Origin of the sequence: Burkholderia sp. AcTa6-5 (assembly GCF_017815075.1) — a bacterium.
Lineage (GTDB): Bacteria > Pseudomonadota > Gammaproteobacteria > Burkholderiales > Burkholderiaceae > Burkholderia > Burkholderia sola.
The window spans coordinates 116,820-125,990 of sequence record NZ_JAGIQE010000023.1 but is presented as its reverse complement, the minus strand read 5'-3'; the positions used below and the strand labels follow the sequence as shown (position 1 = coordinate 125,990).

At 67.3% G+C, this 9,171-nt stretch carries 7 protein-coding genes; all 7 read right to left on the bottom strand.

Annotation, left to right across the window (positions count from 1 at the left end):
* Nucleotides 1-133 precede the first annotated feature (133 nt).
* The 7 genes from J8I33_RS26640 to J8I33_RS26610 all read right to left on the bottom strand — a co-directional run bounded on the left by J8I33_RS26640 (nucleotide 134) and on the right by J8I33_RS26610 (nucleotide 8,479).
* A complete protein-coding gene (locus J8I33_RS26640) occupies nucleotides 134-928 on the bottom strand; it encodes an ABC transporter substrate-binding protein (RefSeq protein ID WP_050011412.1) in 795 nt (264 codons plus the stop codon).
* 329 nt (nucleotides 929-1,257) lie between these two features.
* On the bottom strand, nucleotides 1,258-2,286 hold the full coding sequence (gene astE / locus J8I33_RS26635) for a succinylglutamate desuccinylase (RefSeq protein WP_176016678.1): 1,029 nt from the start codon (nucleotides 2,284-2,286) through the stop codon (nucleotides 1,258-1,260).
* Between the two features lie 7 nt (nucleotides 2,287-2,293).
* Entirely contained in the window at nucleotides 2,294-3,634 is a 1,341-nt protein-coding gene (gene astB / locus J8I33_RS26630) for an N-succinylarginine dihydrolase (RefSeq protein WP_209939438.1), read from the bottom strand.
* Nucleotides 3,635-3,648: 14 nt separating this feature from the next.
* Complete coding sequence (gene astD / locus J8I33_RS26625; RefSeq protein WP_209939437.1) at nucleotides 3,649-5,112, bottom strand: succinylglutamate-semialdehyde dehydrogenase; 1,464 nt, start codon at nucleotides 5,110-5,112, stop codon at nucleotides 3,649-3,651.
* A gap of 7 nt (nucleotides 5,113-5,119) precedes the next feature.
* Nucleotides 5,120-6,151 (bottom strand): arginine N-succinyltransferase, encoded by a 1,032-nt coding sequence (gene astA, locus J8I33_RS26620; protein ID WP_209939436.1) that lies wholly within the window; start codon nucleotides 6,149-6,151, stop codon nucleotides 5,120-5,122.
* A complete protein-coding gene (gene aruF / locus J8I33_RS26615) occupies nucleotides 6,148-7,215 on the bottom strand; it encodes an arginine/ornithine succinyltransferase subunit alpha (protein WP_209928744.1) in 1,068 nt (355 codons plus the stop codon). The genes astA and aruF overlap by 4 nt, the downstream gene beginning before the upstream one ends.
* Nucleotides 7,216-7,246: 31 nt before the next feature.
* Nucleotides 7,247-8,479 carry an aspartate aminotransferase family protein gene (locus J8I33_RS26610; RefSeq protein ID WP_209939435.1) on the bottom strand — a complete coding sequence of 411 codons (1,233 nt, stop codon included), beginning with the start codon at nucleotides 8,477-8,479 and terminating at the stop codon, nucleotides 7,247-7,249.
* Nucleotides 8,480-9,171 lie beyond the last annotated feature (692 nt).

Below are 9,171 nucleotides of genomic sequence, written 5' to 3'. Positions count from 1 at the left end.
TGGCTAACACTTCCCCTTGCCGGGCGTGTAGAGGACTTTCACCTCCAAGTGAGTGCGCCCTGCCGGGCGCACCAAAAGCAAACCGGCCGCATCAGCGGCCGGTTTTTTACCATCGTGCGATCGAGCGAGGCGCTTACTTGAGCGTGACAGGCACGCTGAAGTACTTCTTCGCGAGGTTGTCGATCGTGCCGTCGGCCTTCAGGTCCTTCAGCGCCTGATCGAGCGCGGTCTTCAGCGCCGCGTCGTTCTTGCGCAGGCCGAAGCCGACGCCCGAGCCGAGGATCTCGGCGTCGCTGACCGTGCCGCCCGCGAACGCGAAGCCCTGGCCTTGCGGCTTCGTCAGGAAGCCCTTCGAGCCCGCTTCCGAATCCTGGAACGTCGCGTCGAGACGGCCCGACTTCAGGTCGGCATACGCCAGATCCTGCGTCTGATACGGCACGACATCAACGCCGGCCGGCGCCCACTTCTTCTTCGCGTACGCTTCCTGGATCGTGCCCTGCAGCACGCCGACGCGCTTGCCCTTCAGCGATTGCGGGGTCGGCAGCAGGCCGCTGCCCTGCTTCGCGATCAGTTGGTTCGGAATCGTGTAGATCGGATCGGTGAACGCGATCGCATGCTTGCGCTGGTCGGTGATCGTCATGTCCGAGTTGATCGCGTCGAACTTGCGCGCCTGCAGCGCCGGGATCAGGCCGTCGAAGTCGTTCTCGACCCACACGCACTTCGTCTTCAGCTTCGCGCACACCGCGTTGCCGATGTCGATGTCGAAGCCGGTCAGCTTGCCGTCGGGCGTCTTGTATTCGAACGGTGCGTACGAGGCCTCGACGCCGAACCGGATCTCCTTCAGATCCGCGGCAAACGCGCTGCCTGCCGCCACCGCCGATGCCGCTACCACCGCGTGCGCGGCCACTTTACGCCAATCCAACTTCATCAGGTGTTCTCCTCGATACTCGAATGTTCCGGAACGACGGACGCATGCATCATTGCAGGGTCGAATGCCCCCGACAATGCCCACGCGGCGCCGTGATGCGGCGCAACAGCCGCAAGGCCGCGATTGTACCAATCCGCGCGGCCCGATACGGCAAAGCGGCCGCCGGTGCGCGATGCTGCGCTGCGCGCACGGCGGCCGCCGCGCGACCCGTCGAACTTGCAAGACGGTGTCGCAAATATGCAAGCGCGCCGTCCGCGCGGCGGGCGGGCGTCATCGCAAAAAATGAATCGACTGCCGGACGATGCGCGGTCCGTACGATTGCACGTCGATCAGACGAGCGCCGCCAGCGTGTCGCGCGTCGTATCGACGACGAGCAGGCCCGCGCGCAAACCCGGCTTCACGGTCGGGTTCGGAAATACGATGCGTTCCTCGTCGTGCTTCACCGTATAGCGGTAGTCGCCGTCCTGCGCGAGCACCGTGCCGCGCGCGAACGCGGTGAAGTTCGCGACGTCGGCCGCGACGAACAGCTCCAGCGCATCGCTCTGCTTGGTGATCTGATCGATCACCGTGAACACCCGCGGCAATGAGGCGTCGACGTCACGCCGCTCACCCGACACGAGCTTGCGCACCGCGCGGTCGGCCGGCGCGAAGCGCGTCAGGTCGTTCTGGCCGAACGGCCGCACCTTGCCGAGTTCCAGCGTGCACGCGAGCGCGCCGCACTGCTCAGCCGTGAAATGCGAATACGTGTTGCCCTTCGCGGTATGCAGCAGCACGGCCGCGATGCGTGCATCGCCGAGCCATTCGACCATCGCGCGCGTCGGCGGCGTGCCCGTATGCGGCAGCAGCGCGAATTGCTCGAAGACCGATGCGCGAATCGCCGTGTGCATGTCGATGTGCCAGCGCGCGCTGCCTGCCGGCGCGGCCGCGAAGAATGCGGCGGCCGCCGCCTCGAGCTGCGCGGCGCGCGGCGCTTCGCGGCTCGCGCTCACCTGCGCGTGACGGCCGCTGAACAGGCGGTTCAGGTCGTCGTCGAGATAGCGTTCGCCCGCACGCATCGCCGGCACGTTGCCGAGCACGACCAGCAGCCGGCACGCGAGCGGCAGCGCGCCCGCCGCGAGATCGCGCACCAGCATCGACAGCAGCTCGATCGGCGCCGTCTCGTCGCCGTGCACGCCGGCCGACACGAGCACGCTCGCGCGCGCCGCCGCGTCGGCGGCTGCCGGTTCGAACGCGAGCAGCCCGTCGCCGAGCCAGCGCCAGCGCACCGCGCCGCCCGCGCACGCGCCGTCCCGTTCGGCCGGCGCGCCACCGGCCAACGTGAACGCGAGGAAGTCGTCGAGCAGCGCGGCGGCCGGCATCCGTGCCTCAGCGCTGGAAGTCATACAGCGAACCGACGCGCAGGATCTGCGTGAGCTCATCGAGCGCCGTGCGCGATTCGTCGAGCAGCGCCGGATCGGCGAGGTCTTCCGGGGCGAGGCGATCGCGATAGTGCGTGTCGATCCACGCGTCGAGCGACGCGAACAGCATGTCGTTGATCCACACGTTCGACGTGACGGCCGCGCGCTCGGCTTCGGTCAGCACGACGCGCAGACGCAGGCACGCGGGGCCGCCGCCGTTCTTCATGCTTTCGCGCAGGTCGAACACGAGCACGTCGTGAATCGGGCCGTTGCCGGCAGCCAGTTGATCGAGATAGGCGGCGACCCGCTCGTTCTCGCGGCATTCCTGCGGCACGACGAGCACCTGCGAGCCGTCCGCGCGCGACAGCAGCTGGCTGTTGAACAGATACGACGTGACCGCATCGTTCACGCTCACCGCTGCGTCGGGCACCTCGATCACGTTCAGGCGCGCCCCGCGTGCGTCGAGCGCGGCGGTCAGCGTGTCGTAGATCGCCTGCTTGTTGACGAACGCGCGTTCGTGCGTGAACAGCGTGTCCCGGTTGCCGACCGAGATCACGTCGTTGTGGAACACGCCCGCGTCGATCACGTCCGGATCCTGTTGCGCGTAGACCGTCGCTTCCTCGGCGAGCCCGTGGCGATGCGCGACTGCGCGGCTCGCCTCGAAGGTCTGCCGTGCCGGGAAGCGCTTCGGCTCGGGGCCGCGGCGGTATTCGGCGCGGCCGTACACGAAGAATTCGACGCCCGGCTTGCCGTATTCCGCGCAGAAGCGCGTGTGGTTCGCCGCGCCTTCGTCGCCGAGCGCCGGCGTGCCCGTCAATGCTTCGTGCACCGCGAAGTGCGTGGGGTCCGCGAACAGCGTCGACAGCGTGCGGCGCGTCGCTTCGTGCTCGATCGCGCGATGCAGCTTGCTGCACAGGTTCGCCGGCGTGAAATGCACGCGGCCGTCGCTCGTGTCGGCCGACGGGCTGACGGTGGCCGCGTTCGCGGTCCACATCGCCGACGCCGAGCTCGCCGCGGCGAGCAGTTCGGGCGCCTGCTTCGCCGCCTTCGCGATCACGTCCGCGTCTTTGCCGGAGAAGCCGAGCTCGCGCAACAGGCGCAGCGACGGCCGCTCCTGCGGCGGCAGCACGCCTTGCGCGAAACCGAGGTCCGCGAGCTGCTTCATCTTGCGCAGCCCCTGCTTCGCGGCGGCCTTCGGGTTCGCGGCCGACTTCTCGTTGTTCAGCGACGCCACGTTGCCGAACGACAGCCCGGCGTAGTTGTGGGTCGGGCCGACGAGCCCGTCGAAATTGGCTTCTTGTGCGTTCATCGTCGCTCCCTCGATCAGAAATGCAGGCCCGGCGACAGGCTCGCGGGCAGAGTCAGTTGCGTGCTTTCCACCGACGCCATCGGGTACGCGCAATAGTCGGCCGCGTAGTACGCGCTCGGCCGATGGTTGCCCGAGCGGCCCGTGCCGCCGAACGGCGCGGCCGACGATGCGCCGTTGGTCGGGCGGTTCCAGTTGACGATCCCGGCGCGGATCGTGCGGCGGAAGTGATCCCATGCGTTGGCGTCATCGGCCAGCAAGCCCGCGGACAGGCCGAACGCCGTGTCGTTCGCGCGCTCGATCGCTTCGTCGAACGTCGCGTAGCGGACGATCTGCGCGAGCGGGCCGAAATGTTCTTCGTCGGGCAGGTTCGCGACGCCCGTCACGTCGACGATCGCCGCGTTCACGAAGCCGAGGCGCGGATCGCGCTGCGTCATCGCGATGATCGGCTTCGCGCCCTGCTCGACCAGGCGCGCCTGCGCATCGACCAGCTTCGCGGCCGCACGTGCCGAGATCACCGCGCCCATGAACGGCTGCGGATCGGCATCGAACACGTCGGCGGTGATTTTCGACGTGACGTCGGCAAAGCGTGCGAGCAAGCGATCGCCGAACGCGCCCTGCGGCACGAAGATGCGGCGTGCGCACGTGCAGCGCTGGCCGGCCGACAGGAACGCCGACTGGATCGTGTGATGCACGGCGGCGTCGATGTCCTCGACCTCGCCGATCACGAGCGGGTTGTTGCCGCCCATCTCGAGCGCGAGCACGATTTCCGGACGGCCGCCGAACTGCTTGTGCAGCAGCGTGCCGGTATCCGAGCTGCCGGTGAAGAATAGCCCGTCGATCTGGCGGTGATTCGCGAGCGCGATGCCGGTGTCCTTCTCGCCCTGCACGAGATTCAGCACGCCGGCCGGCAGCCCGGCTTCGCGCCACACGTCGACCGTCGCGCGCGCGACGCCCGGGGCAAGCTCCGACGGCTTGAACACCACGGTGTTGCCGGCGATCAGCGCCGGCACGATATGACCGTTCGGCAAGTGGCCGGGGAAGTTGTACGGGCCGAACACCGCGACGACGCCGTGCGGGCGGTGACGCAGCACCGCGACGCCGTCGGCCATGTCCTGGCGCTTCTCGCCGGTGCGTTCCTGATAGGCCTGGATCGAGATGCCGACCTTCGCGGCCATCGCCGCGACTTCGGTGCGCGCTTCCCACAGCGGCTTGCCGGTCTCGCGGCCGATCGCGGTCGCGATCGCTTCCTTGCGTTCGGTGAGCAACGCGGCAAAGCGCTTGACGATTTCGCAGCGCGCTTCGAAGTCAAGCGCCGACCAGCCGGCGAATGCGCGGCGTGCGCTCGCGACCGCACGGTCGACGTCCGCTGCCGATGCGCTGCCGCCCTGCCATGCGATTTCATCGGTACCCGGGTTGCGCGACGCGAAGACGGGGCCCGAGCCTGCGACCCAGGCGCCGTCGATGAAGAGTTCCGTCATGATTCGTTTATCCCTGTTTGACTTTGAGCGGCAGCACGCGGACCGGATCGCCGGCCTTCACGTCGAGCGCGGCGGCATCGTCGGCCGACAACACGAACGCGCCGTTCTCAACCACGCCCGGCGCGACGCCGACGCGGAAATCGCCGAGCGACGTGTTCGACACGAGCGACCGGGGCGCGTTATCGCTTGCATCCGGCACGCCGATCGCAACCGGCACGACGACGCTCTCGCGCACCGTGCGCAGGTCGTTCACATGGCATTCGAGCACCGGGCCCGCGTCGAAGATGTCGACGTGATTCTGGTAGCGCAGCCCTTCCGCTTCGAGCATCTTGCGGGCCGGCAGCGTGTCGCGATGCGTGAGGCCGACCGCGTCCTGCGCGTCCTGCGGCAGCAGGTCGACGTACACCGGGTAGCGCGGCATCAGTTCCGCGAGGAACGACTTGCGGCCGTGCGAGCTCAGGTAATCGGCCGCGTTGAAATCGATCTGGTAGAAGTGCGAACCGACCGCGCGCCAGAATGGCGACGTGCCGTCCTCGTCGAAGTGGCCGCGCAGTTCCGCGCAGATGCGTTCCGGAAAGCGGTCGCGGAACTGCGCGATGAACATGAAGCGCGAGCGCGACAGCAGGCCGCCGACGCCGCCCGTCCGATAGCGCGGGCTCAGGAACAGCGAGCACACTTCCGCGTAGCCCGTCAGGTCGTGCGAGATGTTCAGCGCGGACATCCGCGTCCACACGCCGAGCTCCTGGCTCGCATGCACGACCGTGCTCACGCGATAGTTGTAGAACGGTTGTTCGAGGCCGACCTGCGTCTCGATTCCGCACACGCCCGCGATGTCGCGCGTCTTCGAATCTTCCATCACGAAGAAGTAGCCGGCCTCGCCGGGCGCCGCGTGGCCTTCGAGCGTGCGGCGCGAGCGTTCGATGCGCGCGGCCAGCGCGTCGCGGTCGGGCTTGAACGTGGTCAGGCCCGGCCCGGTTTCCTGCGCGAGCGACACGAGCGCGTCGACGTCGCCCGTTTGTACGACCCGAACGACGATCATGCTGCGTCTCCCTTCAAATCTTCATCGTCGCGGCGATGCAGCGGCACGCAGCGCACGACATCGCCTTCCTTCACATCGAGCGCCGCGCGCACGTCGCCGGCGAGCGGCGCCTCGGTGCTCCGCGCATCGGCCGTGTCGCCCGGCAGGTCGGCCAGCACGCAGCGGAACGATTCGCCGCTGCCCGTCGACACCATGTACGCGACGTCGCCCTGCTGATGCGCGGCCTCGCGCACGACGCGCTCCGACGCCTGCTTCACGCACGCGGTGCGGTCGACCTGCGCGGTCAGCACCGGGCCCGCGTCGAAGATGTCGACGAAGCGGTCAGGCTCGAAGCCTTCCTCGAGATGGATGTCGTACGCGAGCAATGCCGTTTCGTTCGGCTCGCCGAGCACGCGCTGAGCGGCTTCCGGCAACAGCGGCACGTACAGCGGATAGGCCGGCATCACTTCCGCGATGAACGTGCGGCTGCGACCGCCCGATGCGATGTCGACGTCGGTGAAGTCGCGGCCGAAGAACTTGCGGCCCACCGCTTCCCAGAACGGCGACGCGCCGTTGCCGTCGCTCACGCCGAGCAGCAGCGTGAACACTTCCGGCGTGAAGCGGCGGCGGTTCGCGGCGATATACATCATCCGGGCGCGCGAGATCAGGTGCGCGGCCGCGTCGCCGCGCAGCGACGGATCGACGTAGAAGCCCGCGAGCCGGCTCTTGCCGGTCAGCTCGTGCGACATCGTGAGCGCGTGGATCTTGCGGTTCACGTGCAGCTCGCGCGACGCGTGGATCAGCGCGTCGTTGCGGAACGCGTAGAACGGTTCCGAGTAGCCGGCCGCGGCCACGATGCTCGCCGTGCCGAGCAGCTTGCCGGTTGTCGAATCCTCGAGCACGAAGAGGTAGAACTCCTCGCCGGCGAAGTCGACGTCCGCGCGAAACGAATCCTCGGAGAGCGCCACGCGCGCTTCGAGCGCCGCGCGGTCGTGCGGCAGCGAGTGCAGGACCGGCTGCGCGGTGCGCGCCATGTGCGCGAGCGCATCGAGATCCGTGAGTTTGCCGGGGCGAACAAATAGCATCGTCGTTCCTGTCTGCGATGGGGGGCGCCGATCAGCGCGCGGTGGCTTCCTGTGCGGCAAGCACTTGTTCGACCGCCTTCTCGAAGCGCTTCACGCCTTCGTCGAGCAGGTCGAACGGGATCACCAGCGACGGAACGAAGCGCAGCACGTTCGGGCCGGCGATCAGCATGATCAGCCCGTGCTCGGCGGCGGCGGTGACGAAATCCTTCGCGCGACCGTCGAATGCGGCGGTGAGTTCCGCGCCGACCAGCAGGCCCTTGCCGCGGATGTCCTTGAAGATGCCGAAGCGCGCGTTGATGCGTTCGAGTGCGCCCTTCAGGCGCACGCTGCGTTCGCGCACGCCTTCGAGCAGCGCCGGGTCGCCGATCAGTTCGACGACCTTGTCCGCGATCGCCGATGCGAGCGGGTTGCCGCCGTACGTCGTGCCGTGCACGCCGACCTTGAAGTGCGCGGCCAGTTCGTTCGTCGTCAGCATCGCGCCGATCGGGAAGCCGTTGCCGAGCGCCTTGGCGGTCGTCAGGATGTCCGGCGTGACGCCCGTGTCCATGTAGGCGTAGAACTGGCCGGTGCGGCCCACGCCCGTTTGCACTTCGTCGAAGATCAGCAGTGCGCCGTTGGCGTCGCACGCTTCGCGCAGTGCCTTCAGGAATGCCGGATCGGCCGGGATCACGCCGCCCTCGCCTTGCACCGGCTCGACGATCACGGCGCAGGTTTTCGGGCCGATTGCGGCCTTCGCGGCTTCGATGTCGTTGAACGGCAGGTGCTTGATGCCTTCCGGCACCGGGCCGAAGCCTTCCGAGTATTTCGGCTGGCCGCCGACGCTGACCGTGAAGAACGTGCGGCCGTGGAACGACTGCACGAACGACACGATTTCGTATTTGTCTGCGCCGTGGCGGTCGAACGCGACGCGGCGCGCGAGCTTCAGTGCGGCTTCGTTCGCTTCCGCGCCCGAGTTCGCGAAGAATGCGCGGTCGGCGAAGGTCAGCGATTCGAGGCGCTTCGCGAGGCGCAGCACCGGCTCGTTCGTGTAGCCGTTGCCGATGTGCCAGAGCTTGCGGCCTTGTTCGTCCAGCACCTTCAGCAGTTCCGGGTGGCCGTGGCCCAGCGACGTGACCGCGATGCCGCACGCGAAATCCACGTACTCGCGGCCGGCCGTGTCCCACACGCGGGAGCCCTCTGCACGGTCCGGCACGAACGGCGCGGGAGAGAATACCGGCACCATCACTTCGTCGAATGTCTGGCGGGTCACGGTCGAGGTCGTCATGGTCGTTCCTTTCGGTTTCGTAAGAGGGTTCAACAGGATCAAGTTTAGGGAAGGGTGACGCAAGCGTCTTGCGGAATTGCGACGGGTTCTATCGGAAGGTTTTGGTTTTGCCCTTTCGGGCTGGCCGGGGCGGCTACGCCGTGTCGGTATTTTGGGGCTTTTTCTCGCTCGTCTGGGGTCGGCTTCCCGGGTCGTGACGCACCTGCGATCGTGTCGGTCTATTAGCGTCGCCCCTCCGCGGGGCAGCGGTCACTTTTCTTTGTCTTGCCAAAGAAAAGTAACCAAAAGAAAGGCGCTCGGATATCGCATAACCTCCCGGTGCCATCGCCAACGAAGTGGTCCGCACAAAAGTGTCCGCGCCAGTCACGAAACCGGAGTGGTTCGAGCAATGGTTCTGACACCACTGCCTGCCCCACGGAGCGGTATACCGCTCGCTAGCTCCGTCCTCGCTTCGCTCGGCCGATAGGTCCATCCCGGCCAATGCCGCCATCTTCCGCCCGTTGCAAGGCACTCGCTCTACTTTCGATAAACGGGAATTCGCTGCTCTGCCCGTGAAAAAATGGGGGACACAAATACATCGTCTCGCGCAGACATCGATCGTCAAACGATCCGGTCATACAAATGCGGAGAGCAGAAAAAGTGCCTGGCAGTCGACAGTTCATGCAGGAAGCAAGAGCGCCCTCCCCGCCCTG